23 protein-coding genes are annotated in these 25,013 nt (G+C 74.1%); all 23 read left to right on the forward strand.

Going from position 1 to position 25,013, the window contains the following annotated elements; genetic code table 11:
- Window positions 1-131 precede the first annotated feature (131 nt).
- A complete protein-coding gene (rsmH, locus tag ML5_RS19045) occupies window positions 132-1,241 on the forward strand; it encodes a 16S rRNA (cytosine(1402)-N(4))-methyltransferase RsmH (RefSeq protein ID WP_041784578.1) in 1,110 nt (369 codons plus the stop codon).
- On the forward strand, window positions 1,238-1,819 hold the full coding sequence (locus tag ML5_RS19050) for a hypothetical protein (protein WP_013475782.1): 582 nt from the start codon (window positions 1,238-1,240) through the stop codon (window positions 1,817-1,819). The genes rsmH and ML5_RS19050 overlap by 4 nt, the downstream gene beginning before the upstream one ends.
- 3 nt (window positions 1,820-1,822) lie before the next feature.
- Window positions 1,823-4,036, forward strand: a complete 2,214-nt coding sequence (locus ML5_RS19055; protein WP_013475783.1) for a penicillin-binding protein 2 — start codon at window positions 1,823-1,825, stop codon at window positions 4,034-4,036.
- 52 nt (window positions 4,037-4,088) lie between these two features.
- Window positions 4,089-5,651: a UDP-N-acetylmuramoyl-L-alanyl-D-glutamate--2,6-diaminopimelate ligase gene (locus ML5_RS19060; RefSeq protein WP_201766700.1), complete on the forward strand. Its 1,563-nt coding sequence runs from the start codon at window positions 4,089-4,091 to the stop codon at window positions 5,649-5,651.
- A complete protein-coding gene (gene murF / locus ML5_RS19065; RefSeq protein WP_013475785.1) occupies window positions 5,648-7,057 on the forward strand; it encodes a UDP-N-acetylmuramoyl-tripeptide--D-alanyl-D-alanine ligase in 1,410 nt (469 codons plus the stop codon). Before ML5_RS19060 ends, murF begins: the two co-directional genes overlap by 4 nt.
- A complete protein-coding gene (gene mraY, locus ML5_RS19070) occupies window positions 7,054-8,181 on the forward strand; it encodes a phospho-N-acetylmuramoyl-pentapeptide-transferase (RefSeq protein ID WP_013287604.1) in 1,128 nt (375 codons plus the stop codon). Before murF ends, mraY begins: the two co-directional genes overlap by 4 nt.
- Before the next feature lie 152 nt (window positions 8,182-8,333).
- Entirely contained in the window at window positions 8,334-9,836 is a 1,503-nt protein-coding gene (locus ML5_RS19075; RefSeq protein ID WP_013475786.1) for an FtsW/RodA/SpoVE family cell cycle protein, read from the forward strand.
- The gene (gene murG / locus ML5_RS19080; RefSeq protein WP_013475787.1) at window positions 9,836-10,942 is read left to right on the forward strand and encodes an undecaprenyldiphospho-muramoylpentapeptide beta-N-acetylglucosaminyltransferase; all 1,107 of its coding nucleotides are present in this window, start codon (window positions 9,836-9,838) and stop codon (window positions 10,940-10,942) included. The genes ML5_RS19075 and murG overlap by 1 nt, the downstream gene beginning before the upstream one ends.
- A 31-nt stretch (window positions 10,943-10,973) precedes the next feature.
- Window positions 10,974-12,455 (forward strand): UDP-N-acetylmuramate--L-alanine ligase, encoded by a 1,482-nt coding sequence (murC, locus tag ML5_RS19085; RefSeq protein WP_013475788.1) that lies wholly within the window; start codon window positions 10,974-10,976, stop codon window positions 12,453-12,455.
- Complete coding sequence (locus ML5_RS19090) at window positions 12,452-13,270, forward strand: cell division protein FtsQ/DivIB (RefSeq protein WP_013475789.1); 819 nt, start codon at window positions 12,452-12,454, stop codon at window positions 13,268-13,270. The genes murC and ML5_RS19090 overlap by 4 nt, the downstream gene beginning before the upstream one ends.
- 228 nt (window positions 13,271-13,498) lie before the next feature.
- Complete coding sequence (gene ftsZ, locus ML5_RS19095; RefSeq protein WP_013287599.1) at window positions 13,499-14,614, forward strand: cell division protein FtsZ; 1,116 nt, start codon at window positions 13,499-13,501, stop codon at window positions 14,612-14,614.
- 9 nt (window positions 14,615-14,623) lie between these two features.
- Window positions 14,624-15,370, forward strand: a complete 747-nt coding sequence (locus tag ML5_RS19100) for a YggS family pyridoxal phosphate-dependent enzyme (protein WP_013475790.1) — start codon at window positions 14,624-14,626, stop codon at window positions 15,368-15,370.
- Between the two features lie 193 nt (window positions 15,371-15,563).
- Window positions 15,564-16,265 carry a cell division protein SepF gene (locus ML5_RS19105; protein WP_013287597.1) on the forward strand — a complete coding sequence of 234 codons (702 nt, stop codon included), beginning with the start codon at window positions 15,564-15,566 and terminating at the stop codon, window positions 16,263-16,265.
- A gap of 28 nt (window positions 16,266-16,293) precedes the next feature.
- Window positions 16,294-16,599, forward strand: coding sequence for a YggT family protein (locus ML5_RS19110; protein WP_013287596.1), 306 nt, complete (start codon window positions 16,294-16,296; stop codon window positions 16,597-16,599).
- A 41-nt stretch (window positions 16,600-16,640) separates the two neighbouring features.
- The gene (locus ML5_RS19115) at window positions 16,641-17,444 is read left to right on the forward strand and encodes a DivIVA domain-containing protein (RefSeq protein WP_013287595.1); all 804 of its coding nucleotides are present in this window, start codon (window positions 16,641-16,643) and stop codon (window positions 17,442-17,444) included.
- A 300-nt stretch (window positions 17,445-17,744) separates the two neighbouring features.
- Window positions 17,745-18,353 (forward strand): hypothetical protein, encoded by a 609-nt coding sequence (locus ML5_RS33195; RefSeq protein WP_276315987.1) that lies wholly within the window; start codon window positions 17,745-17,747, stop codon window positions 18,351-18,353.
- A gap of 2 nt (window positions 18,354-18,355) precedes the next feature.
- Complete coding sequence (locus ML5_RS19125) at window positions 18,356-18,661, forward strand: DUF167 domain-containing protein (protein ID WP_013287593.1); 306 nt, start codon at window positions 18,356-18,358, stop codon at window positions 18,659-18,661.
- Window positions 18,662-18,683: 22 nt separating this feature from the next.
- Window positions 18,684-20,189: a potassium/proton antiporter gene (locus ML5_RS19130; protein WP_013475792.1), complete on the forward strand. Its 1,506-nt coding sequence runs from the start codon at window positions 18,684-18,686 to the stop codon at window positions 20,187-20,189.
- A gap of 224 nt (window positions 20,190-20,413) precedes the next feature.
- The gene (locus tag ML5_RS19135; RefSeq protein ID WP_013287591.1) at window positions 20,414-20,833 is read left to right on the forward strand and encodes a TraR/DksA C4-type zinc finger protein; all 420 of its coding nucleotides are present in this window, start codon (window positions 20,414-20,416) and stop codon (window positions 20,831-20,833) included.
- A 66-nt stretch (window positions 20,834-20,899) separates the two neighbouring features.
- Entirely contained in the window at window positions 20,900-21,502 is a 603-nt protein-coding gene (gene lspA, locus ML5_RS19140; RefSeq protein WP_013287590.1) for a signal peptidase II, read from the forward strand.
- Window positions 21,499-22,443 carry an RluA family pseudouridine synthase gene (locus tag ML5_RS19145; RefSeq protein WP_013475793.1) on the forward strand — a complete coding sequence of 315 codons (945 nt, stop codon included), beginning with the start codon at window positions 21,499-21,501 and terminating at the stop codon, window positions 22,441-22,443. The genes lspA and ML5_RS19145 overlap by 4 nt, the downstream gene beginning before the upstream one ends.
- 1 nt (window position 22,444) lies before the next feature.
- Entirely contained in the window at window positions 22,445-23,290 is an 846-nt protein-coding gene (locus tag ML5_RS19150) for a hypothetical protein (RefSeq protein ID WP_013475794.1), read from the forward strand.
- 140 nt (window positions 23,291-23,430) lie between these two features.
- On the forward strand, window positions 23,431-24,972 hold the full coding sequence (locus ML5_RS19155; RefSeq protein ID WP_013287587.1) for an ATPase: 1,542 nt from the start codon (window positions 23,431-23,433) through the stop codon (window positions 24,970-24,972).
- The last annotated feature ends 41 nt before the right edge of the window (window positions 24,973-25,013 follow it).

Here is a 25,013-nt window from a genome sequence, read left to right on the forward strand (position 1 = left end):
GGCGCACGATCCGACACGGAGGGCCGCGGCCTCCGGCGGGCGGGAGCGGATGGGGATCTGGCGGTATGGCGAGGCGTCGTGGCGACGACGGACACGTGACGGAACGGTTGGCGAACGGGGTGGGGGTCGAGATGGGGGAGCTACGCGGCACGCACGTGCCGGTGCTGCTCGAGCGGTGTCTCGAGCTGCTGGCCCCCGCACTGGGCCGGCCCGGTCGCACCGTCCACGTCGACGCCACGCTCGGCCTGGCCGGGCACGCCGAGGCAGTGCTCTCGGCGCATCCGGACACGGTGCTGATCGGCCTGGACCGGGACACCGAGGCGCTCGCCCACGCGCGGGTCCGCCTGGCCCGGTTCGCCGACCGGATTCACCTGGAGCACGCCGTCTACGACGAGCTGCCCGAGGTGCTCGACCGGCTCGGTTACCCGGCGATCGACGGGGTGCTGTTCGACCTCGGCGTCTCGTCCCTGCAACTCGACGCGCCCGACCGCGGGTTCGCGTACGCGCAGGACGCGCCGCTGGACATGCGGATGGACCAGACCCGGGGGGTGACCGCCGAAGAGGTGGTCAACACGTACTCCCACCCGGACCTGGCCCGCCTGCTGCGGGTGTACGGCGAGGAGAAGTTCGCCGGGAAGATCGCCTCGGCGATCATCCGGGAACGGGAGCGCAACCGGATCACGTCCTCGGCCCGGCTGGCCGAGCTGGTCCGGGACGCCATTCCGGCACCGGCCCGACGAACCGGTGGACACCCGGCAAAGAGAACGTTTCAGGCTTTGCGGATCGAGGTAAACAGAGAACTGGCAGCGCTGGAGACGGCGCTGCCGGCTGCTCTGGACAAGCTCACAGTGGGCGGCCGCATGGTGGTCCTGTCCTACCACTCGCTGGAGGACCGGCTCACCAAGCAGGCGCTCGCCGACCGGGTCCGAAGTAAGGGCCCGGTCGACCTCCCGGTCGAACTGCCCGGGTCGGGCCCGACGTTCCGGCTGTTGAGCCGGGGCGCCGAGCTGCCCGGGGAGGCGGAGGTGGCCGCGAACCCGCGTGCCGCCTCGGTGCGGCTGCGGGCCGCGGAACGGCTCGACCCGGAGGCGGCCCGGCGGGGGCGTACCGACCGCGAACGGTACCGCCGCCGGGTGAAGGCGATGCACCAACCGGGGACGGGGTCACCGGGGTCCGGCAAGGATCCCGCGTCGGCCCCGGGGGACGCGAACGGGACGGACGAGGAGGGGGAGGGGACATGAACGTCGAGAAGCGCGACGGCCGGGGAGCCGTCGGGCAGCGCGCACCGCGGTCGGGGGGCCGGACCGCGGCGCAGCGCACCACGCGGGACACGACAGCGACCGACCGTCGGGAGGCGACTCGCGCCCGGGGGACGCGCGAGTTCCCGACGCAGGGCAGCGCCGCCCTGCGGCCGGCCGAGCGCACCCGGGTCACCGGTGCGCCGGCGCCGCGCCTGCGGGTCGCCCCGCCGGCGCCGATCCGGGTGCCCCGGGCTCCGTTCGTCGCGCTGATCCTGGTGCTGGTGGTCGGTGGGGTCCTGGGCATCCTGGCGGTCAACACCAAGATCAACGAGAACGCGTTCAAGCTGGAGAAGCTCCACCAGCAGCAGGCCAAGCTGGACGTGGACGAGCAGGAGCTGAAGAAGGAGATCGCCGAGCAGAAGGCGCCCGGCAACCTGACCGCCAACGCCCGGCGGCTCGGCCTGGTCGAGTCCGAGGACCCGGCCTACATCCGGCTGCCGGACGGGCAGACCATCGGGGTGCCGCACCCCGCGCAGGGCGCCCCGTCGGTCACCAGCCAGCAGGGCAACGGAGGCTGAGTCATGCCGCCGAGATCGGATGATCCGCGCCGGGACGCCACGGGCTCCCGGCGCGGATCGTCGCGGGGGTCGGAGCCGCGCGAGGCGGGCCTCGGCGGGATCTCCGACGCCCGCGCGTACACCCCGCGCGGGCGGACCGTGCGCGAGGGCGGCGGCGCCGAGCAACGGCGTACCCCTCGCAGCAACCGGTCCGGCGACCCGTTCCGGCCCGCGTTGCAGGTGCTCGACGGCGGCCGGGCCGGGCGGACCGGCACGCGCGAGCCCGCGACCGACGGCGCCCGGTCCGGCCGCCGGTCCACCGCCGCGGGCGGCCGGGCCGGCGTGGTGCGGACCGTCTCGTCCCGGCCGGTGCGGGAACCGTTCGACGACGACGAGGACGCGCCGCCGCCGCGCCGCCGGTCCCAGCCGCGCCGCCCCGCCGCCCAGCCCCGCCGCCCGGTACGTAAGCCGCGCCGGCCGCCGCGACTCGGCGACCCGCGCCGGCGGCTGCGGCTCGGCACGGTGCTGGCGCTGGCGTTGTTCGCCAGCATCGGCGTGCGGCTGGTCTACCTCCAGACCGTGGACACCCCGGCGTACGCCGACGGCGGCCTGCCCAACCGGCTCGCCGTGGTCGAGCTGCCGGCCCCGCGCGGGGCGATCCTCGACCGCGGCGGCGAGCCGCTGGCGCACAGCGTCGAGGCCCGGTACGTGTTCGCCGACCCCACCCGGGTCAAGGACCGGTTCGCCACCGCGCGCCTGCTCTCCCCGCTGCTCGGCGTGCCCGTGTCCGACCTGGCCGAGAAGATGCGCAAGCGCACCCTGCCCGGGACCGACACCCCGTTGCAGTTCGTCTACCTGGCCCGCGGTGTGGAGATCGGCACCGCCAAGCGGATCATGGAACTCGACCTGGCCGGCATCAACGTGCACCGCGACGAGCGGCGCGAGGTGCCCGGCGGCGACCTGGCGGCGAACCTGATCGGCTTCGTCAGCCAGGACATGAACGGCCTGGAGGGGCTGGAGGCCAAGTACGACGACGTGCTGCGCGGACAGGCCGGCAAGCGGACCTACGAGGTGGGCCTCGGAGACCTGGCCGCGCCCATCCCCGGCGGCTACAGCCGCACCACCCAGCCGCAGCCGGGCAGCTCGCTGAAGCTCACCGTCGACCGGGACCTCCAGTTCATGACGCAGCGGATCCTGGCGAAGCAGACGGCCAAGGTGAAGGGCAGCGTCGGCGCCGCGGTGATCATCGAGGTGCCGAGCGGTGAGGTGCTGGCGCAGGCCAGCCAGCCGACGTACGACGCGGCCAACCCCACCAAGGTCGGTTCCCCGGCCGACCGGGACGACGCGGCCACCACGTTCGTGGTCGACCCCGGCTCGATCCACAAGGCGATCACGTACGGCGCGGCTCTCCAGGAGGGCGTGATCACGCCGGACACCGCGTTCCCGGTCGCCGACACGATCGTCCGGGGCGGCGTCACCTTCCGCGACACCCACCCGGTCGGTGGCCGCACCATGAGCATCCCCGGCATGCTCGCCTTCTCGTCGAACGTCGGCACCATCGAGATCGCCGAGAAGCTGGGCAAGGACCGGCTGTTCGACTACCAGAAGCGGTTCGGGCTGGGCCAGGCCACCGGTGAGGGCATGCCCGGCGAGGCGGCCGGCCGGCTGCTGCCGCCGGACCAGTGGAGCGGCTCGGCGTACGGGTCGGTGCCGATCGGGCACAGCGTGGACGCCACGCCGCTGCAGATGGCCGCCGCGTACGCCACCATCGCCAACAACGGCACGTACGTGCAGCCGCACCTGGTCAAGGAGACCATCGGCGCGGACGGCGAGCGCAGCCCCGCCGCGGCGCCCACCACCCGCTCGGTGCTCAGCCCGGCCAACGCGGCGGCGCTGCGCCGGATGATGGAGGCGGTCACCACGGTCGACGGCCCGGACGGCCGGGCGACCGGTCTGGCCGCCGCCGTACCCGGATACCGGGTGGCCGGCAAGACCGGCACCGGTCTGCGCTACGACGGCGGCAAGCAGCAGCCCGGCGAGGTCGGCTCGTTCATCGGCATGGCCCCGGCGGAGAACCCCCGGTACGTGGTCGCGGTGTTCGTGTGGAGCCCCGGCGGCGGGGGCGGCGCGGTCGCCGCGCCGGCTTTCCGGGAGATGATGGGCTTCACTCTCCGCCACTACCGGGTGCCGCCGTCGCTCACCAACAAGTCCCCGAAGTTCGAGGTCTTTCCGCGCTGAGCGGGGACGGCGGGACATCATCGGTGAGTGGCGACGAACCACCGGGGCGGCTGTGCGGTCGGAACCGGACGACCGGGTAGGGTCTGACGCCGTGCCCGGCAATCCACGTCCCACAACCGTGCGTCCCGTACGGCTCGGCGACCTCGCCGACCGCGTGGCGGCGACCCCGCCGGAGGAGGCCGCCGACCTGGCCGTCACCGGCGTGACCCACGCCAGCCAGGAGGTGCGCCCCGGCGACCTGTACGCCGCCCTGCCCGGTGCCCGGCGCCACGGCGCGGAGTTCGCCGCAGCGGCGGCGGAGGCGGGCGCGGTGGCCCTGCTGACCGACCCGGCCGGTGTGGCGCTGGCCGCCGGGACCGGCCTGCCCGTGCTCGTCGTCGCCGACCCGCGCGACGCGCTCGGCGAGGTGGCCGCGACCGTCTACGGCGACCCGACCGCCGGCCTGACCGTGATCGGGGTGACCGGCACCGCCGGCAAGACCTCCACCAGTTACCTGGTCGAGTCGGGGCTGCGGGCCGCCGGGCACGTCACCGGGCTGATCGGCACCGTGGAGACCCGCCTCGGCGACCTGGTGATCGACAGCGTCCGGACCACCCCGGAGGCCACCGACCTGCACGCCATGCTCGCGGTGGCCCGCGAGCACGGGGTGGACACCGTGGTCATGGAGGTGTCCAGCCACGCCCTCGCCATGGGCCGGGTCGGCGGCGTCCGGTTCGACGTCGGCGGCTACACCAACTTCGGCTCCGACCACCTGGACTTCCACGCCGACGAGGCGGACTACTTCGCGGCCAAGGCCAAGCTGTTCGACGGCCGCTGCCGGGTCGAGGTGCTCAACCACGACGACCCGGCGCTGCGTCCGCTGCACAAGCCGGGCACCGTCACCTACTCGGCGGCCGGCGACCCGGACGCGACCTGGTGGGCCGACGGGATCGACGGCGAGGGCTACGCGCAGCGCTTCACGCTGCACGGGCCGGACGGTCTGGCGCTGCCCACCGGCGTGGCGCTGCCCGGCCGGCACAACGTGGCGAACGCGCTGCTGGCGGTCGCCCTGCTGGTCGCCGTCGGGGTGGACCCGGAGACCGCGGCGCGCGGCGTAGCCGCCTGCGGTGGCGTGCCCGGCCGGCTGGAACTGGTCAGCGGCGACGCCCCGGTGCGCGGCGTGGTCGACTACGCGCACAAGGCCAACGCGATCGAGGCGGTGCTCATCGCGCTGCGCGACCTGACCGAAGGCCGGCTGATCTGCGTGCTGGGCGCCGGCGGCGACCGGGACCGGGGCAAGCGGCCGGTGATGGGCGGCGTGGCCGCGCGCGGCGCCGACGTGGTGCTCGTGACCGACGACAACCCGCGGACGGAGGACCCGGCCGCGATCCGGGCCGAGGTGCTCGCCGGCGCGTACGCCGCCGCGACCCCGGCCCGCGTCATCGAGGTGCCCGGGCGGCGGGCGGCGATCGAGGAGGCGGTCCGGATGGCCGAACCGGGTGACGTGGTGGCGGTGCTGGGCAAGGGCCAGGAACGCGGCCAGGAGATCGGCGGCGAGGTGCTGCCGTTCGACGACCGGGTGGAGCTGGCGGCGGCGCTGCGCGCCCGCTTCGGTGACCTGGTGGGTCAGCGGTGATCCCGCTGACGCTGGCCGAGGTGGCCGCCGCTGTCGACGGCCGGCTCGTCGGCGCCGACCCGGACGCCCGGGTCACCGGCACCGTGGAGTTCGACTCCCGCAAGGTCAACCGGGGCGGGCTGTTCGTCGCCTTCCCCGGCGAACGGGTGGACGGCCACGACTACGCGGCCGGTGCGATCTCGGCCGGCGCTGTCGCGGTGCTCGGCACCCGGGAGGTGCCGGGCGTGCCGATGGTGCTCGTCGGTGACGCGCTCGACGCGATGGGCCGGCTCGCCCGCGCGGTGGTGGACCGGCTGCCCGGGCTGACCGTGATCGGGCTGACCGGCTCGTCCGGCAAGACCACCACCAAGGACCTGATCGCCCAGCTCGCGGTGCGGCTCGGCCCGACGGTGGCGCCGCCCGGCTCGTTCAACAACGAGCTGGGGCACCCGTACACGGCGTTGCAGGCCACGCCGGAGACCCGCTACCTGGTGATGGAGAAGGGCGCCCGCGGGGTCGGGCACGTCCGCTACCTGTGCGACGTGGTGCCGCCGCGGATCTCTGTGGTGCTGAACGTGGGCGTGGCGCACCTGGGCGAGTTCGGCTCGGTGGAGACCATCGCGCTGGCCAAGGGCGAACTGGTCGAGGCGCTGCCCGACGATGGGCTGGCGGTGCTCAACGCCGACGACCCGCGGGTCGACGCGATGGCGTCGCGTACCCGGGCCCGGGTGGTCCGCTACGGCGAGTCGGAGCACGCCGACGTACGCGCCGTGGACGTGACACTCGACGGCCGGGGACGGCCCTCGTACACCCTCGTCACCCCGGAGGGCAGCGCGCCCGTGCGGCTCGGGCTGACCGGCCGGCACCAGGTGTCCAACTCGCTCGCCGCCGCGGCGGTCGGCCGGGAGCTGGGCCTGCCGCTGCCGGACCTGGCGGCGGCGCTGAACGAGCTGGGCCTCGTCTCGACCCGGCGGATGGACGTCTTCGAGCGTCCCGACGGGGTGACCGTGATCGACGACTCGTACAACGCCAACCCCGCCTCCACCGGCGTGGCGCTGCGGGCGTTGGCCAGCATGCGTGGCGAGGGGCGTACCGTCGCGGTGCTCGGCTACATGGCCGAGCTGGGTGACTTCGAACTTCAGGGGCATCAGCAGGTCGGCCGGCTCGCGGCCGAACTGGGAGTGGACCGGCTGCTCGTGGTGGGCGAGCCGGCGGCGCCGATCCACGAGGGCGCGACAGCGGTAGGTAATTGGGGAGGAGAGTCGGTGCTGCTCACCGATCAGGCGGCGGCCGTCGAGGTGCTGCGGAGCGAGCTGCGTCCGGGAGACGTGGTGCTGGTGAAGGGCTCCCGGTACCGGACCTGGGAGGTGGCCGACGCGCTGCGCGCGGACGCCCGGGAGGGTGCGACGGAGGGCGGCGCCGCATGAGGGCGGTCATCGTCGCCATCGGGGTCGCGTTCCTGATCTCGCTGTTCGGCACCCCGATCGCGATCAAGGTGTTCGCCCGGCTCAAGGCCGGCCAGCCGATCCGATCGAACCTCGGGCTCGCCAGCAACGAGGGCAAGAAGGGCACGCCGACCATGGGCGGCGTGGTCTTCATCCTGGCCACAGTCATCGCGTACGTGGCCGGGCACCTGGCTCTGACCACGCTGCCGGACGCGCAGATCGCCCAGGTCGAGCCGACCATCACGGCGCTGGTGCTGCTGGGGCTGATGGTGTTCTCCGGCGCGGTCGGCTTCATCGACGACTTCCTGAAGGTGCGCAAGCGCCACAGCGGCGGTCTCAACAAGCGGGGCAAGCTGGCCGGGCAGATCCTGGTCGGCGCGGTCTTCGGCGCGGTGGCGGTCTACTTCCCGTCCAGCATGACCGACGCCGGCGGCAACGCGACGAACACCGAGACCGTGGGCAGCACCACGCTGAGCTTCATCCGGGACATCCCGGCGCTGGAGATCGGCAAGATCGGCGCGGTGATCGTCATCATCATGGTGGTCATGGCGGCCACCAACGGCGTCAACCTCACCGACGGCCTGGACGGCCTGGCCACCGGCGCCTCGGTGATGGTGCTGGCGGCGTACGCGCTGATCGCGTTCTGGCAGTACCGGCACTGGTGCGCCGACCCGAACTACACCGAGTCGTACTGCTACACCGTGCGCGACCCGCTGGAGATCGCGTTGATCGCCGGCGCGGCGGCCGGCGCCTGCGTGGGCTTCCTGTGGTGGAACACGTCACCGGCGCGGATCTTCATGGGCGACACCGGCGCGCTCGGGCTGGGCGGCCTGATCGCCGGCATGGCGATGTCCACCCGCACCATCCTGCTGCTGCCGATCCTGGGCGGCCTCTTCGTGATCATCACGATGTCCGTGGTCATCCAGATCATCTCCTTCCGTACCACCGGCAAGCGCGTGTTCCGGATGTCGCCGTTGCAGCACCACTTCGAGCTGGCGGGCTGGAGCGAGGTCAACATCGTGGTCCGGTTCTGGATCATCGCCGGTATCGGCGTGGCCATCGCGCTGGGCCTGTTCTACAGCGAGTTCCTCGCCGCGGTCAGCTGACGCCTCGGGTGTAAGGAAGGGCCCCTTATTAACAGACGTCTGTTAATAAGGGGCCCTTCCTTCAGATCCGACACGCCGACCGGGCGGTTGCGCCACGGGCGGGCGGGTCGAGCGGCCATGATGGGCCTGTGGGGGAGGGACGAGACATCCAGGTGACCAGCGACCCGCCGGCCCGCCGTGCCCCGGCGGCGACGCCACCGGCCGACCCGCCCGCGGCGCGCTGGGATCCGGCCGGTGGCCTGGCCGCGCTGCGCGGCCTGCTGGCCCGGCCGCTGGCCTCCTACTACCTGCTGCTGTCCAGCGCCGGCCTGCTGCTGCTGATCGGCCTCACCATGGTCTTCTCCGCCACGAGCGTGAAGGACTTCGCCGAGGGCGGTGACGCGTCCGCGTCGCTGACCAAACAGGCCGTGTTCGCGGTGATCGGCATCGGCGCGTTCTGGGCCTGCCAGCGGCTGCCCGCGCGCACGTTCCGGGCGGTGAGCCGCCCGGCGCTCGGCGTGGCGGTGGCGCTGCTGCTCACGCTCAACCTGTTCGTCGCGCTGAACTCGCTGTTCGGGGTGACGTCGATCGGGCCGCTGCGGGCCGAACTCCTCTCGCTCTCCCTGGGACCGATCTCGCTGCAACCGGTCGAGGTGGCGAAGTTCGCGCTGGTGCTGTGGGCGGCGCACGTGCTGGCCCGCAAGGGCGCCGCGCTGGGCTGGTGGAAGGAACTGGCGACACCGCTGTTCCCGGTGGTGGGCCTGCTGTTCGTGCTGGTCGGCTTCAACGACCTGGGCAGCATGCTCTGCCTGCTGGCGCTCGTGGTCGGGCTGCTCTGGGCGGCCGGCGTGCGGGGCCGGGTCTTCGCCGCGCTCTCCGCGATCGGCCTGGCCGGCATCGGCCTGCTGGTGGCCGCCGCCTCGCTCGGCGCCGGCTCCGGCTCCCGGGACGCGGACAACTACCGGCTCGGCCGTCTCACCATGTGGCTCGACCCGCCGGATCCGAAGACCTGCTTCGAGCAGAAGCTGGACTACTGCTACCAGCTCGTGCAGGCCCGCTACGCGATCGGCAACGGCGGCTGGTTCGGCGTCGGCCTGGGCCAGAGCTCGCTGAAGTGGAACTACCTGCCCGAGGCGCACAACGACTTCATCTTCGCCATCGTCGCCGAGGAACTGGGCGTGGTCGGCTGCACAGTGGTCCTGACGCTGTTCGCCGTGCTCGCGTACACCGGGATGCGGATCGCCCGCCGGGTCGAGGACCCGTTCCGCCGGCTCGCCGCCGCCGGCGTGACCGCCTGGCTGGTCGGCCAGGCCGTCATCAACATCGGTGGCGTCACCGGGCTGCTGCCGCTGACCGGCGTACCGCTGCCGTTCATCTCCGACGGCGGCAGCGCCCTGGTGGTGACGCTCGCCGCGATCGGCATGCTCGCCTCGTTCGCCCGCGCCGAGCCGGACGCGGCGCGAGCGCTGCATGCCCGTCCGCCCGCCCGATGGGTCCGACTAGTGTGGGCCCCGTTGCCGCCGCTTCCCGGCCGGCGCCGCAGACCGGCGCCGCCCCCGGCCGACCGAGGGTCCGTGCCCCGGTCCCGGCAGCGGCGGCAGGACGATCAGGCCGCGCCCCGCGGCGCCCGGTCCGACCGGGCGCGCACCGGCGCGGCGAGCGAGAGGAGACGCTGATGGGTCCGCTGCGTTCGGTGGTGCTCTGCGGAGGGGGTACGGGCGGGCACATCTACCCGCTGCTCGCCTTCGCCGACTGCCTGCGCCGACACGACCCGAGCGTCCGGATCACCTGTCTGGGCACACCCAAGGGGCTGGAGAACGAGCTGATCCCGCCGGCCGGCTACGACCTGCGGCAGATCCCGGCCTACCAGCTTCCCCGGTCGGTCAACATGAGCCTGGTGCGTACCCCGGACCGGATGTGGAAGGCGGCGCGCGCCGCGGGCAAGGTGATCGACGAGGTCCAGGCCGACGCCGTGGTCGGCTTCGGCGGGTACGTCTCGGTGCCCGGTTACCTGGCCGCGTGGCGGCGGGAGCTGCCCATCGTCATCCACGAGGTGAACGTGCCGCCGGGCGTGGCGAACCGGCTCGGGATGAAGTTCACCAAGAACGTCGCGGTGGGCTTCCCGCACCAGCCGGCCCAGGCCGAGGCGCTGCGCGACGCCCGCGTGGTCGGCGTGCCGCTGCGCCGGGGCATCGCCGGGTTGGACCGGGCCGCGCTGCGCGACGCCGCCCGCGCCCACTTCGGACTCCGTCCCGACCTGCCGGTGCTGTTCGTCGCCGGCGGCTCGCAGGGCGCCCGCTCGATCAACCTGGCCGTGTCCGGCGCGGCGAAGGAGCTGGCCCGCAACGGTGTGCAGGTGCTGCACGTCATCGGCGCCCGCAACGAGCCGGTCTCCGTGCCGACCGACCTGCCGGTGCCGTACGTCACGCTGCCGTACCTGTCCGAGATGGAGCTGGGTTACGCCGCGGCCGATCTGATGCTGGCCCGGGGCGGCGCGATGACCTGCGCCGAGGTGGCCGCGATCGGCCTGCCCACCATCTACGTGCCCTACCCGCACAGCAACCAGGAGCAGAAGCGCAACGCGCTGCCGGTGGTGGAGGCGGGCGGCGGTCTGCTGGTCGACGACGCCGAGATGACCCCGGCGTGGCTGGAGCGGACGGTGATCCCGCTGATCCGCGACCCGCAGCGGCTGTACGCGATGGGCGCCGCCGCCGCCGGGTACGGCCGCCGCGACGGCGACGTGGCGTTGCTGAACTTCGTCTACGAGGCGGTGGCCCGCTGATGTGCGGAACCGCGACGGGAAGGTACGTCTGATGAACACCGCGCAGTTCACGCCCGCCGGCACCATGACGGCGGAGGACCTGGGCCGGATCCACCTGATCGGGGTGGGCGGGGTCGGGATGGCCGGGCTGGCCCGGCTCTTCCTCACCCGGGGTCTGCCGGTCTCCGGCAGCGAGCTGCGGGAGTGGCCGTCGCTGGCCGGCCTGCGGGCGCTCGGCGGCACCATTCACTCCAGCCACGAGGCGTCGAACCTCGACGGGGTGGACACGGTGGTCTACTCCTCCGCCATCCCGCAGGACCACCTGGAGATGGTCGAGGCGCGTCGCCGGGGCCTGCGGGTGCTGCACCGCTCCGAGGCGCTCGCCGCCGCGATGACCGGGCGCCGCACGGTGGCGGTGGCCGGCACCCACGGCAAGACGTCCACCACGTCGATGGTCACCATGGTGCTCCAGCAGGCCGGCACCGACCCGTCGTTCGTGATCGGCGGCGAGATCTCCGAGGTGGGTTCCGGCGCGCACCACGGCACCGGCGAGCACTTCGTGGTCGAGGCGGACGAGAGCGACCGCTCCTTCCTCATCTACCGCCCGTTCGTGTCGATCATCACGAACATCGAGGCGGACCACCTCAACACCTACGGCGACCTGGCCACGCTGGAGGCGGCGTTCGCCGAGTTCGCCCGGCTCACCGACCCGGCCGGCTTCGTGATCACCTGCGCCGACGACGCGGGCGGGTGCCGGCTGGCCGAGACGCTGCGCGCCGAGGGCCGCCGGGTCTGGACGTACGGCGAGTCCGCCGACGCGGACCTGCGGATGAGCGAGGTCGTCTCGTCCGCGCACGGGGTGCGCTACCAGGCCGAGGTCGAGGGCCGGCCGCTGGGTGAGATTCGGCTGCCCGTACCGGGCCGGCACATGGCGCTCAACAGCGCCGCCGCGGTGCTCGCCGCGTACCTGCTGGACCTGCCGGTGGCCGCGGCGGAGGCCGCGCTCGGCGCGTTCCCCGGCGTGCGGCGCCGCTTCGAGCGCAAGGGCGCGGCGGACGGTGTGCTGGTCTACGACGAGTACGCCTACCACCCGACCTCGATGACGCTGGCGTTGCAGACGCTGCGCGAGGTGGCCGGCGACGGCCGGCTGATCGTGGTGTTCCAGCCGTACCGGCTCTACCGCACCCGCGACAACCAGGCGGAGATCGCCGCCGCGCTCGGCATCGCCGACGAGGTGGTGCTGCTGGAGGTCTTCGGCCCCGGCGAGACGCGCCGTCCCGGCGAGGGTTCGGCCGCGCTGATCCAGGAGGTGCCGCTGCCGGCCGAGCGCAAGGTGTTCGTCGAGGCGTGGGACGACGTGCCGGGCGAGGTGGCCCGGCGGGCGCGGACCGGCGACGTGGTGGTGACGATGGGCGCGCCGCCGATCTCGCTGATGGGTGACCAGTTGCTCGACGCCCTGCTCGCCCGCTCCGCCGGGGGCACGGGGCTCGGCGCCGGCGTCGACCCGGACGGCGCGGCGACCCCCGCCGGATGAGTCCCGGTCCGGCCCGCGGCCGTACCCCCGGACCGGACGGCGGGGCGGGGCGGCGCAGCCCGGCCCGGCGCTGGCAGCTCGTGCGGGCGAACGCGGACGCCGTGCCGCCGTCGACCCGCCGGTTCATGGCCCGGGCCCGGCAGCGGCGGATGCGGGCGGCGCTGCCCTGGGCGGTCGCCGCCGCGGTGCTCGCCGTCGTGGGCCTGGTCGCGTGGACGGTGCTGGGCACCGGCCTGTTCGGCGTGCGCGAGGTACGGGTGGTCGGCGCGCGGCTGGTCACCCCGGTGCAGATCCGCGACGCCGCCGCGGTGCCGGACAACGCGCCGCTGGCCCGGGTGGACCTGGACGCGACCGCGCGCAAGGTCGGCACGCTGCCGCCGGTGGCCCGCGCCACGGTGGAGCGCGAGTGGCCGGACACGCTCGTGATCCGGGTGCAGGAGCGCACCCCGGTGGCGGCGGTGCCGCAGGGCGAGGGCTTCGTGGTCGTCGACGGCTCGGGCGTGGTGTTCCAGCGCCTGGACCGGGTGCCGGACGGGTTGCCGCTGGTCAGGGTGGCCCGGCCGGGCCCCGACGACCCGGGTACGCGGGCCGGGCTGGCGGTGCTCGCCGCGCTGGGGGAGAAGCTGCGCGCGGAGCTGGTCGCGGTGGACGTGGCCGGGCTGGCCCGGATCACGCTGGTGCTGCGCGGGGAGCGTGAGGTCTTCTGGGGCGACGCCTCCCGCGGCACCGACAAGTCGACAGTGGCCACCGCGTTGCTGAGCCGCAAGGCGGACCGGATCGACGTCAGCGCGCCGGACGTGGTCACGTTCGAGTGACCCGTGGCTCAGCGAGCGGGTGATGTGTCCCCTGTCGCTCGGTCGGCGACACGCCGGAACAGGTCCTTGGCTCCTGGCGCGGCGGCGCATACGTTGCCCCGAAGAGATCAGTGGTTGACATAACTCTAAGCCTCTAGTAGAGGGTGAGGGTTCAGCCGTCGGAGGCCGCTGATCCGGCCAAGCCGTGTGGGGTCGGCCCATGCCAATCTCGAAGGGAAAGGACCGGAGATGACACCTCCGCACAACTACCTGGCGGTCATCAAGGTCGTCGGCATCGGGGGCGGCGGCGTCAACGCCGTCAACCGGATGATCGAGGTTGGGCTCAAGGGCGTCGAGTTCATCGCGATCAACACCGACGCGCAGGCGCTGCTGATGAGCGACGCCGACGTCAAGCTCGACGTGGGCCGGGAGCTGACCCGGGGACTGGGCGCGGGCGCCAACCCGGACGTCGGCAAGAACGCCGCCGAGGACCACCGCGACGAGATCGAAGAGGTCCTCAAGGGCGCCGACATGGTGTTCGTGACCTGCGGCGAGGGTGGCGGCACCGGCACCGGCGGCGCGCCGGTCGTGGCGAACATCGCCCGCAAGCTCGGCGCGCTCACCATCGGCGTGGTCACCCGGCCGTTCTCGTTCGAGGGCAAGCGCCGGCAGGTCCAGGCCGAGGCGGGCATCGAGGAGCTGCGCAACCAGTGCGACACGCTCATCGTGATCCCGAACGACCGGCTGCTCGCGCTCGGCGACCGCAACATCTCCATGATGGACGCGTTCCGCACCGCGGACCAGGTGCTCCTCTCCGGTGTCCAGGGCATCACCGACCTGATCACCACGCCGGGTCTGATCAACCTGGACTTCGCCGACGTGAAGAGCGTGATGAGCGGCGCCGGCAGTGCCCTCATGGGCATCGGCAGCGCCCGGGGCGAGAACCGCGCCGTCGAGGCGGCCGAGGCGGCCATCTCCAGCCCGCTGCTGGAGCAGAGCATGGACGGCGCGCGCGGCGTGCTGCTGTCCATCGCCGGCGGATCGGACCTCGGCCTGTTCGAGATCAACGACGCGGCGCAGCTCGTCACCGACGCGGCCCACCCGGACGCGAACATCATCTTCGGTGCGGTCATCGACGACGCGCTCGGCGACGAGGTGCGGGTCACCGTGATCGCGGCGGGCTTCGACGGGGGCACGCCGGCGTACAAGGCGGTGGAAGCGCCGCGCAAGAGCAACCAGAACCCGCCGGCCCAGCCGAACGCGCCGGTGAGCCCGCCGGCCACCATGCCGGCTCCGCAGCAGCCGTCGCGCCGGGTGCTCTTCGACGACGTCGACGTGCCCGACTTCCTGAAGAACGGGTCCTGAGCCGCGCCGATGACGGAGTCACAGACGGCGGTGCGGCCCGAGCGGCGTGCCGAACTCGCGGTCGGCCTGGCCCGGGTCCGGGCCCGCATCGCCGACGCCTGCGCGGCGGCCGGGCGGCAGCGCGACGAGGTCACACTGGTCGCGGTGACCAAGACGTACCCGGCGGCGGACGTGGTCGCGCTGGCCGGGCTCGGCGTGAGCGACGTCGGGGAGAACCGCGACCAGGAGGCGGCGCCGAAGGCGGAGGCGGTCGCCGCCGCCGGGGCCGCGCCGCGCTGGCACTTCATCGGCCAGTTGCAGCGCAACAAGGCCCGCTCGGTGGTCCGGTACGCCGACGTGGTCCAGTCGGTGGACAGCGTCCGGCTGGCCGCCGCGCTGGACGCCGCCGCCGGCGCGGTCCGGGACCGGCCGCTGGACGTGCTGGTGCAGGTGAGCATCGACGGCGACCCGGCCCGGGGCGGGGCGCTGCCGGGCGCAGCCGATCCGCAGCGAGGGCTCGACCCGGTGGCCGCGGCGGTGGCCGGCGCCGACGGTCTGCGGCTGGCGGGCCTGATGGCGGTGGCGCCGCTGGGCTGGGAGCCGGACCGGGCGTTCGCCCGGCTGGCCGAGGTGGCAGCGGCACTGCGGGCCGATCATCCGGACGCGACGGTGCTGTCGGCGGGCATGAGCGGAGACCTGGAGAGCGCGATCGGGCACGGCGCGACACATGTCCGTGTCGGCAGCGCGTTGCTCGGAATGCGCCCTGCGCTGCGGTAGCCTCACCACGACGGAAGCAAATTACATCAGTGTTGTTCAGGACGGCGTTCCCGTAGCCGGGGGCCGTGACGGGCGGACCGCGAACCGCGCGTCAGGGGATTGCCGATCCGGTCCGGTGGGCATGATCGTCCACTCGTGATCAAGCGACACGGCACGGGGGCGCGTGCCGCACGGCGGACGGAAGGGCGCGGGGATGGGTGCACTGCGCAAGGCGGGGGTCTGGCTCGGTCTCGTCGAGGAGGACGACGAGCGGGCGTACGAGGACGGTGGCTACGACAAGGGTGGCTACCGGGAATCGTCGCGCTACCGGTCGAGCCGGTACGCCGAGGAGTTCGCCGACGAGGACGACGACGAGGCCGAGGAGCCGCCGACGACGCGGAGCCGGCTCGGCGACCGGGGCCGGCTGTCCGAGCGCGCCTCCAGCCGCGCGGTCGACGCCGACCGGGCCGAGGCCGAGCGCCCGGAGCGGGCCGAGCGGTCCAGCGTCCGGTCGATCACCCGGTCCTCCGCCGGTGACACCTCGGGCGCGCTGACCTACCACACCCGGGACAACCTCGCGCTCGCGCCGCAGGCCCAGCCGCGGGAGCGGGAGCGCGTGGCGCCGGAGGACGAGCAGCGCTACCAGATCACCACGCTGCACCCGACCACGTACCGCGAGGCGCGGACGATCGGCGAGCACTTCCGCGACGGCGTACCGGTGATCATCAATCTCACCGAGATGGACGAGGCGGACGCCCGCCGGCTCGTCGACTTCGCCGCCGGGCTCGCGTTCGGTCTGCGCGGTACGATCGAGCGCGTGACCAACCGGGTGTTCCTGCTCTCACCGGCCAACGTCCAGGTCACCGCGGAGGACAAGGCCAAGATCGCTGAGGGCGGCTTCTTCAGCCTGAGCTGAGCCGCACGACCGAGGGACGTCGCCTGCCGTGTTGTCGATCCTGTTCCAGGTGCTCTACCTGCTGCTGTACATCTTCCTAATTGTCCTTTTGGCGCGATTTGTTCTCGGGGCGGTGCTGGCCTATGGTCGCCGCTGGCAACCGGGGCGGGGAGCGTCGGCGGGACTGGAAGTCGTGTGGAGCGTCACTGATCCGCCCCTGCGAGCGTTGAGGCGTGTGATCCCGCCACTGCGAATTGGTACCGTGAGCATCGACCTGGCCTCCCTTGTGCTCCTGGTTATCCTGTTCGTGCTGATGGAGTTCGTGTTTAGGCGCCTGATCTTCGCGTTTGCCTGACCAGAGCGCTTTCGCGGCCGCAACTGACCCGAGGAGTTTCGATGCCGCTGACCCCGGCCGACGTTCACAACGTCGCCTTCAAAAAGCCGCCGATCGGCAAGCGGGGGTATGACGAGGAGGAGGTCGACGCCTTCCTGGACGAGGTCGAGCGCGAGCTGGCCCGTCTGATCGAGGAGAACAACGAGCTGCGCGCCCAGGTGGAGCGCGGCGGTCGGGGTGGCGCTCCCGCCGGCCCCGGCGGTGACGCCCGCCTCGCGGCGGAGCTCAACGACGTCAAGGCCCAGCTCGACCGGGTGCAGCGCGACAAGGCCGCCGCTGAGCAGGCGGCCCGCGCGATGCAGGCCGAGCTGGAGCAGGTCCGCACGCAGGGCGGCCCGGCCGGCGTGACCGGTGACGGCGAGCAGCAGGCGCTGCGGGTGCTCATGATGGCCCAGCGCACCGCCGACGACCACGTCTCCGACGCCCGTCGCGAGGCCGACCAGCTGCTCTCCGAGGCCCGCTCGAAGGCCGAGGAGGTCACCCGGGAGGCGCGCGCCAAGGCCGACGCCCTGGAGCGGGACGCCCGCCAGCGGCACCAGGAGGCCATGGGCGGCCTGGACGCCAAGCGCACCGCGCTGCAGAAGCACATCGAGGAGCTCAAGCAGTTCGAGCGCGAGTACCGCACCCGCCTCAAGGCGTACCTGGAGAGCCAGCTGCGTGACCTCGACGGTCGCGGCCAGGGCCTCGAGGTGGAGATGAACCGCGCCGAGGGCACCCGTGCCGCCGGCAGCAACGGTCTCGCCGCGGCCGGTCTCGCCGGCTCCTACGGCGGTGGCCGCGCGGGCTCGCTCGAGTCCGGCCGCTGATCCCGCGTCGGTGGCCGTCCCCGTGACGGCCACCGACCGCCCAGACCGACACGACGCGGCCGGGGGTGAGCCGTGGTAGCCGCCAGCATCCTGCTCATCCTCGTCGCGGTCGTGCTGCTGATCGCCGGCCTCGCCGGCGGATCCAGCCTCCTGCTCATCGTCTCGATCGCGGCCAGCCTGCTGTCCGCCGTCGCCTTCGTCGCGTTCGCCCGCCAGGCCGCCGCGGCGCGGGCCACGGCCGGCCGGGAGACCGGGCCGCGACTGCGGACCGCGCACACCGTCCCGTCCCCGGACGAGCCGGTGAGCCCGGTCCCGCACCACACGTCCACGTTCGGCGCCGGCGGATCCGGGTGGCGGCAACCGCCCGGGTCGCCGGTGACCGAGCCGGACGACGCCCCGCCGCCGGCCGCGTACTCGCCGCCGGCCGAGCCGTTCGACGCCGGGCCGCACACGCCGGCGTCCGGCACCGAGCCCGCCGCCGAGCCGTACACGACGGCGTCCGGCACCGAGCCCGCTGCCGGGCCGTACGCGACGGCGTTCGACGGCGAGCCCGCCGCCGGGCCGTACGCGGCGCCGGATCCGGTGGTCGCGGACGCGGCGCCCTACTCGCCGCCCGGCCCGCGCGTGCCGGAGACCGCACGGCCCACCTCCCCCGCACCGGGCGAGGCGTTCGACGGCGACCCGCCGGCCGAGTTCCTCTCCACGGGTGAGGTCGCCCGGCTGGTCCGGCTGCCCGACGAGGTCCTGGTGGTCGACGGCCATCCCCGCTTCCACCTGCCCGGCTGCCCGCACCTGGTGGGCCGGGAGGACGAACCGCTGCCGGTCGCCGAGGCGGTCGCGCTGGGCTTCACCCCGTGCGCGCACTGCGCCGCCGCCACCACCCTGCTCACCGAGGCACGGCCGCGCTGACCATGACGATCGCGGACACACTCACCGTCGCGGTGCGGGTGAAGCCCGGGGCGGCCCGCGCCCGGGTAGGCGGGCGGTTCGACGGGCCGTACGGTCCGGCGCTCGTCGTCGCGGTGCACGCGCCCGCGGTGGACGGCCGCGCCACCGAGGCGGCCCGGCGCGCGCTCGCCGACGCGCTCGGCATCCGGCCGGCGACCGTGTCGCTGCGGTCCGGCGCGGCCAGCCGGGACAAGCTGTTCCTCGTCGAGCGCCCGCACGACGGGCTGCCCGAGGTGCTGCGCCGGCTGCGCGACGGCAGCACGGCGTGAGGTCCGGTCCGGCCGGCCGGCGATGACCCCGGGGCTCGACGTCGCGCTGCTAGTGGGCGCTGCCGTGCTGCTGGTCGCGGTGGGCGCGGTGCGGTTCTCCACCCGGCTCGGCGTACCGAGCCTGCTGGTCTACCTGGCGCTGGGCGTGCTGCTCGGCGAGGCCGGCCTGGGCATCCGGTTCGACGACGTCGAACTGACCCGGGTGCTCGGCTTCTGCGCGCTCATCGTGATCATCGCGGAGGGCGGGCTGACCGCGCGGTGGAGCACGCTGCGGCCGGTGCTGGGCCTGGCCGCGGCGCTGTCCACGGTCGGCGTCGTGGTCAGCATCGTGGTCGTCGGCGTGGTGGTGCACCTGCTGCTCGGCCTGGACTGGCGGCTGTCGCTGCTCTACGGCGCGGTGCTCTCCTCCACCGACGCGGCGGCCGTGTTCGCCACGCTGCGCCGGTTGCGCCTGCCGCCCCGGCTGGTGGCCGCGCTGGAGGCCGAGTCGGGGGTGAACGACGCCCCGGTCGTGCTGCTGGTGCTGCTGCTGTCCCGCGCCGGGGTCGAGGCCGCCCACCCCTGGTGGTACGAGGTGCTGCTGCTCGGCTACGAGCTGAGCGCCGGCGCGGCGGTCGGTGTCGGCGCGGGCCTGGCCGGCCGGTACGCGCTGCGCCGGGCCGCGCTGCCGTCGGCCGGCCTGTACCCGATCGCGGTGGTCGGCTTCACCGTGCTGGCGTACGCGGCCGGCTCGGTGCTGCACGCCTCGGGCTTCCTCGCCGTGTACGTCGCGGGCGTGCTGCTCGGCAACTCGCGGCTGCCGCACCGCCAGGCCATCCTCGGTTTCGCCGACGGGCTGGCCTGGCTGGCCCAGATCGGCCTGTTCGTGCTGCTCGGCCTGCTGGTCTCGCCGAGCCGGCTGGACGCGGCGGTGCTGCCGGCCGTGATCACCGGGCTGGCCCTGCTGCTGCTCGCCCGTCCGCTGTCGGTGGCGGTCTCCGCGCTGCCGTTCCGGGTGAACCTGCGCGAGCAGCTGTTCCTGTCCTGGGCCGGGCTGCGCGGCGCGGTGCCGGTCGTGCTGGCGACCATCCCGCTGTCGCTGCACGTGCCGGGCGCGGCCCGCCTGTTCGACGCCGTCTTCGTCCTGGTGGTGATCTTCACGTTGCTCCAGGCCGGGACACTGGCGCCGGCGGCCCGCCGGCTGGGGGTGACCGCGCCGGCCGAGGCGAGCGAGATCCTGCTGGAGACCGCCCCGCTGGAACGGATGCGCGCCGACCTGCTCCAGATGGAGGTGCCGGCCGGGTCGCGGCTGGCCGGGGTGCACGTGGACGAGCTGCGGCTGCCGGTCGGCGCGGCGGTGACGCTCGTGCTGCGCGACGGTGCCGGTTTCGTGCCGGGCGCCGACACCCGGCTCAAGGTCGGGGATAGCCTGCTCATCGTCGCCACCGCGGGCGTACGGGACGAGACCGAGCGGCGGCTGCGGGCGGTGAGCCGCCGGGGCCGGCTGGCGAGGTGGTTCGGGGAGTACGGCGAGGAGCCGGCCCGCTGATCTGCTACCGTTCCTTTTGCCCCGATTGAAGGTAGTCCGGGGCGGATACGTGGGACGACGGTGCGGCACGTTGTCGGACGCCTGTACGTTCCGTATTCTTGCCAACCTCCGGAGTGCACGGCGGGCCCGCTCGCCGTGCACCCTTCCGTACGCGGACGACGCCGACGACGGCGTCCCGCCCACGCACCGCTGACCGCCGCGCCACGCGGCTGAGGGAGCTGACGATGGCGAAGCCAGCCGACACCAGGACCGCCGGTCGCAAGCCGGTGGCGAAGGCCACCCGCAGCGCGGCGGAGACCGAGAAGATCCGGGCCGCCCTGGCGGCACGGCGGGACGAGCTCAACGCCGAGTACGATCAGACGCTGAGCGAGATCACCGAGCTGCAGCGCGACCGGCTGACCGACTCGGCCGGGGACGACCAGGCCGACACCGGCACCAAGACGTTCGAGCGGGAGCAGGAGATCTCTCTCGCCAACAGCATCAAGGAACGGATCACGCAGGTCGAGCGCGCGCTGGAGCGCCTCGACGAGGGTGGCTACGGCTGGTGCGAGCGGTGCGGCAACCCGATCCCGGTGGAGCGGCTCGCCGCGTTCCCGTCGGCCACCCTCTGCGTGACGTGCAAGCAGCTGGCGGAGCGGCGCTGATCACCGCTCCCCGGCGGCCGTACGGCAGACGGTGACCACGCCGTCGCAAGCGTCGATGGGGAGCAGATGACCGCAGCACCGCCCGCCGGGTCCGGCACCACCGAGACGGGCGCCGGCGCGCCCCGCCGTAAGGCCGTCGGCCTGCTGCTCGGCGTGTCCCTGTTCTCGCTGCTGGCGGACCTCGGCACGAAGCAGCTCGCGCTGGCCGAGCTGACCGGCCGGGAGCCGGTGTCGCTGCTCGGCGGCGCGGTCTACCTCAGCCTGACCCGCAACAGCGGCGCGGCCTGGAGCATCGGCTCCGACCACACCTGGATCTTCCCGATCATCACGTTCGTGGTGATCGGGTGGATCGCCTGGATGGCGCTGCGGCTGCGCTCGCTGCCGTGGGCGGTGTCGCTGGGCCTGGTGCTGGGCGGCGCGCTCGGCAACCTGATCGACCGGATCTTCCGCGCTCCAGGGCACTTCGTCGGCCACGTGGTCGACATGATCAGCCTCTTCGACCCGTACGGCCAGGTCTGGCCGGTGTTCAACCTGGCCGACAGCTCACTGGTGTGCGGCGTGGTGCTCGCGGTCTTCCTGGAGCTGACCGGCCGGCAGCGCGACGGCTCCCGGCTGCGCGACGAGAAGCGCGACGACGCCGCCCCGGCCGAGCAGCGGGAGAGCGCGTGACCTCCGCGTTCGCCGCCGACGGCGACACCCGTTCCCTGCCCGTGCCGGACGGCCTCGACGGCATGCGCCTGGACCAGGCCGTGTCCCGCCTGCTCGGGCTCTCCCGTACCGCCGCCGCCGGCCTGATCGACGCGGGCGACGCGCTCGTCGACGGCGTGGCCCGGCCCAACTCGTACAAGGTCAAGGCGGGTTCGTGGCTGGAGGTCACGCTGCCCGCGCCGGCCGCGCCGCCCGCCGTGGTGCCGCAGGCCGTGCCCGGCCTGACAGTGGTGTACGCCGACGACGACATCGTGGTGGTCGACAAGCCGGTCGGGGTGGCGGCGCACCCGAGCCCGGGCTGGACCGGCCCCACAGTGATCGGCGGGCTGGCCGGCATCGGCCACCGGATCTCCACGAGCGGCGCCGCGGAGCGGCAGGGTGTGGTGCACCGGCTCGACGTGGGCACCACCGGGATCATGGCGGTGGCCAAGAGCGAGCGCGCGTACACCGCGCTGAAGCGGGCGTTCAAGTACCGCGAGGTGGAGAAGCGCTACCACGCCGTGGTGCAGGGTCACCCGGATCCGCTGCGCGGCACCATCGACGCGCCGATCGACAGGCACCCGCACCACGACTACCGCTGGGCCGTGGTCTCCGGCGGCAAGCCGAGCATCACGCACTACGACACGCTCGAGGCGTTCCCCGCCGCCAGCCTGCTCGACGTGCGGCTGGAGACCGGGCGTACGCACCAGATCAGGGTGCACTTCTCCAGCATGCGGCACCCCTGCGTGGGCGACCTGACCTACGGCGCGGACCCGACGCTGTCGGCCCGGCTCGGGCTGTCCCGGCAGTGGCTGCACGCCCGCTCGCTGAGCTTCGCGCACCCGGGCACCGGCGACGAGGTGACGTTCGTCAGCGAGTACCCGGACGACCTGGCCCGGGCGCTGGAGATCCTGCGCGACTGACGTGAGTGACGACGCCGCGCGGCCCCGCCGGTCCCGGTCCGCCGCGCTGACCTGGCTCGCGCTGGCCTGCGCGCTGGTGGTGCTCGTGGTGGCGGTGGCACAGCGGCGGGACCGCCCGGTGAGCGACCGCACTGTGGGCGAGGTGACCCGGGTCGGTGTGACCGACGGCGCGAGCATCCCGGCGTACCTGCGCGCCGCCGGGGACGAACTGGCCCGCCTCGACGCGCCCGACGGCTACGCGCTGGTCTCGTTCGACGGCTACCTGACCCCGGCGCGGGCGGCCGCCACGCTGGACGGCACGCGGGTCTCGGCGGTGGTGGCACGGGTGCCGCTGCCCGGCCGGCAGACCGAGATCGTCCGGATCGCGGCGCTGACCCTGCCCCGGGACGTGGTGGCCGGGATGGCCGGCGTCGCGACACGCAAGGACCGGGAGACCGCGGACTACCGGTCCCGCGCCGCCGCCACCGCCGATCCGGAACTGCGCCGGGTGTACGACAGCGGCGCCGAGGTCGCCGCCCGCGAGGCGGAGGCGTACCGGACCGGCTGCGCCTGCGTCTACGCCGCGGTCGTCAGTGCCCCGCCGGACGCCCTGCGCGGGCTGGCCGGTCGTCCGGGCGTGCGGGTGGTGGACCCGGCGCCGGAGGTGACACGTCTGGACCGGACCGTGTTCACCCCGCCGCTTCCCGAGCAGCGTGACGTGGTCCGGCCGCCGGCCGACACCGGGCCGGCCGAGGCAGGCGGAATGGGCGATTCGTCGGAAGCCGCACGGACGGTGAGCGGACCTTCACCCACCGCCCCCGGGTCCGTCACCGGCTCCGGGGCGCCCAATCCCGCTCCCACCTCCTGAGACATCGGGGCACGCGGCGACCGGGCCGATCCCATGGTGCGGCGGGCCACCGGGCGATGTGCGGCGCGGGGAGTGGTCCGAATAGGGTTTCGTTCGTAGCCTGTCAGGCGGAGATCGATGGGCTGGGGGAGGGCGAATCCTTGGACGGCAGCGAGACCGGCTGGGGTCGGCAGGGCGAGCCGGCACCGCGGTGGCGGGCGCTGCTCGACCGGGCCCGGCTCGGCGGTCGCGGCGCGGAGCACGCCGACGCCGACCGGCACGTCGAGGAGCAACCGGCGCCGCCGCCCGACCCGCTGCCCCGCCGTGGCGCGGGCACCGGGTGGACCGGCCGCGCCACCGCCGTCGGCCGGGCCCCCGACGGGTCGTACGGCGCGGAGCCCGCTTACCGGGCCGAGGCCACGTTCCGGGTCGACCCGGCCTTCCGCGCCGATCCCCGGCACGACGGCGAGCCGGCCTACCAGGCCGAACCGGCCTACCGCAGCGACCCCGAGCCGTCCTGGCGCGCCGGGCAGCCCTATCCGCCCGACCCGTCCTGGCGCGCCGACCCGTCGTTCGCGCCCGACCCGCGCCCCGAGCAGCCGTTCACCGCCGAGCCGCGCCCGGAACCGTCCTGGCGGCCCGACCCGGCCCGTCCGGAGCCGCGCGGCCGGGCCGAGGCGCCGGCCGAGTCCCGGTACTCCCTTCTCGACGGCGGCTACCGGCCCGCGCCGCCCCCGCCCGAGTCCCGCTACGCGCTGCTCGACCGGGGCCGCTACCGGCCGGACACGCCGCCCGCCCCGGAGCCGGTGGTGCCCGCGCCCCGCCGCCCGCTGGAGGGCCGCTCCGGCCGGGTCGACGCGGCCCAGGTGCAGTGGCGCGCCCCGGAGCCGGACCCGGAACTGGAACGGGCCACCAGCGTGCTGCGCCGCGAGCTGGGCACCCCGCGGGTGCTCGCCTTCGCCAACCCCAAGGGCGGGGTGCACAAGACCACAGCCACCGTGCTCGCCGCCGCGACGGTGGGCAGCGTCCGCGGGCGCGGCGTGCTCGCCTGGGACGACAACGAGCTGCGCGGCACGCTCGGTCTGCGGGCCGGCAGCGCCCGGCACGCCCGCACCATCCGCCACCTGATCCACGACCTGGCGCAGATCGAGATCCTCGAAGGCAACACGCTGCTGTCGCACCTCGACGACTACCTGCGGCACGCCTCCGACGGCTCGTACGACGTGCTGGCCGGCGAGGAGAGCCCGCGCTTCGCCCAGCGGCTCGACCAGTTCACCGTCAAGCGGGTGCTGGAGCTGCTGCGCCGCACCCACGAGGTGGTCTGCGTGGACACCGGCAACAACGTGGAGAGCCCGAACTGGCGCACCGTCATGCAGGCCGCCGACCAGCTCGTGGTGACCACCGTGCCGCGCGAGGACGCGGCGTTCAGCGCGGACTGGATGCTCGACCTGCTGCACGAGGTGGGCATGGGCGAGCTGGCCGACAACGCGGTCACGCTGATCTCCTGCCCCACGCCGGGGCGTACCTCGTTGCAGGACGACCTGGAACGGCACTTCGCCACCCGGACCCGGGCGGTCGCCGTGGTGCCCTACGACCCGGCGCTGGAGACCGGCTCCTCGATCGAGTACCACCAGCTCCAGGCCGAGACCCGCAACGCCTGGCTCAAGGCGGCAGCGGTGATGCTGGAACCGTTCGCGCGCTGAGCGCCGACCACCGCCCCGCGCCGTGCCCGGGCCTGAGAGGA

The sequence above is a fragment of the Micromonospora sp. L5 genome, from assembly GCF_000177655.2.
Lineage (GTDB): Bacteria > Actinomycetota > Actinomycetes > Mycobacteriales > Micromonosporaceae > Micromonospora > Micromonospora aurantiaca.

Coding starts and splice junctions, on each gene's coding strand:
- ftsZ (WP_013287599.1), top strand. CDS start 13,499: ATGACACCTCCGCACAACTACCTGGCGGTCATCAAGGTCGTCGGCATC.
- ML5_RS19050 (WP_013475782.1), top strand. CDS start 1,238: ATGAACGTCGAGAAGCGCGACGGCCGGGGAGCCGTCGGGCAGCGCGCA.
- ML5_RS19090 (WP_013475789.1), top strand. CDS start 12,452: ATGAGTCCCGGTCCGGCCCGCGGCCGTACCCCCGGACCGGACGGCGGG.
- ML5_RS19100 (WP_013475790.1), top strand. CDS start 14,624: ATGACGGAGTCACAGACGGCGGTGCGGCCCGAGCGGCGTGCCGAACTC.
- murG (WP_013475787.1), top strand. CDS start 9,836: ATGGGTCCGCTGCGTTCGGTGGTGCTCTGCGGAGGGGGTACGGGCGGG.
- ML5_RS19125 (WP_013287593.1), top strand. CDS start 18,356: ATGACGATCGCGGACACACTCACCGTCGCGGTGCGGGTGAAGCCCGGG.
- ML5_RS19135 (WP_013287591.1), top strand. CDS start 20,414: ATGGCGAAGCCAGCCGACACCAGGACCGCCGGTCGCAAGCCGGTGGCG.
- ML5_RS19055 (WP_013475783.1), top strand. CDS start 1,823: ATGCCGCCGAGATCGGATGATCCGCGCCGGGACGCCACGGGCTCCCGG.
- murC (WP_013475788.1), top strand. CDS start 10,974: ATGAACACCGCGCAGTTCACGCCCGCCGGCACCATGACGGCGGAGGAC.
- lspA (WP_013287590.1), top strand. CDS start 20,900: ATGACCGCAGCACCGCCCGCCGGGTCCGGCACCACCGAGACGGGCGCC.
- ML5_RS19130 (WP_013475792.1), top strand. CDS start 18,684: ATGACCCCGGGGCTCGACGTCGCGCTGCTAGTGGGCGCTGCCGTGCTG.
- ML5_RS19115 (WP_013287595.1), top strand. CDS start 16,641: ATGCCGCTGACCCCGGCCGACGTTCACAACGTCGCCTTCAAAAAGCCG.
- mraY (WP_013287604.1), top strand. CDS start 7,054: ATGAGGGCGGTCATCGTCGCCATCGGGGTCGCGTTCCTGATCTCGCTG.
- ML5_RS19105 (WP_013287597.1), top strand. CDS start 15,564: ATGGGTGCACTGCGCAAGGCGGGGGTCTGGCTCGGTCTCGTCGAGGAG.
- rsmH (WP_041784578.1), top strand. CDS start 132: ATGGGGGAGCTACGCGGCACGCACGTGCCGGTGCTGCTCGAGCGGTGT.